The 752-nt window shown below is 53.5% G+C and carries 1 protein-coding gene; it reads right to left on the bottom strand.

Annotated elements, in window-relative coordinates; all coding sequences use genetic code 11:
* On the bottom strand, positions 1-716 hold a 716-nt coding region (locus tag C3B52_RS35705), incomplete at its 3' end, for a metallophosphoesterase (RefSeq protein ID WP_235615978.1).
* Positions 717-752: the final 36 nt, after the last annotated feature.

The raw sequence follows: 752 nt of genomic DNA on the forward strand, positions 1-752 counted from the left end.
ACGGACCATACTACGGTTCGTTCGGCCCCGCTTGGCTTCACCTCAGCCTGCAATTCACGGCTTTCGCCGACGGCAAGCTTAAGCTGGTCCGGGCTCACTATAATCTGCTCCGGAGCTGGCTTCGTTCCCGATTTCGTCAGCGTAAACTCGTCCACGACACGTCCGCCAACCGTTTTGGTTACAAAATGAAGCTCGTCTCCCTTCACTTCCACGGAGGCGTACATCTGAGTCTGTTCGTCGTCGACCACCTCATGCCATCCCCGCTCCGTATGGGAGTAGAATTTGGGACCTGACGATCCCGCTACAACGTAAGTCGTGCCCTGACCGTCCGCAGCGATTTGATTGTCCATCATCGGGTAGGAACGAATATAAATATGATCATGACCGTTTAATACAAGATCCACGCCAAATTCCTCCAGCACGGGCGCCCACAAGCTGCGCACCTCGGCGGTATCGTAAATGCTGCCGTAAGGCCCGCGGTGGAACATCGCGACGGTCCATTTCTTGTCATTGTCAGCGAGATCCTGCTGGAGCCATTGCTTCTGCTTCTCCAGCTGATACTCGCTGTTCAGCATGATGAAATGAACGTCTTTGTAATCAAATGAGAAGTTCGTTCCCTTCAGGCTGTCCAAACCATTGCCCGGCTGGTTAAAGTGAGCCAGGAAATCCCCGTTCTCCTTGGTCCCCATCACTTCATGGTTGCCGATGGTCGACACTAACGTCGTATTCAGAAAATGCTTCTGGGCCTCATC

Origin of the sequence: Brevibacillus reuszeri (assembly GCF_002897295.1) — a bacterium.
Taxonomy (GTDB): domain Bacteria; phylum Bacillota; class Bacilli; order Brevibacillales; family Brevibacillaceae; genus Brevibacillus; species Brevibacillus reuszeri_A.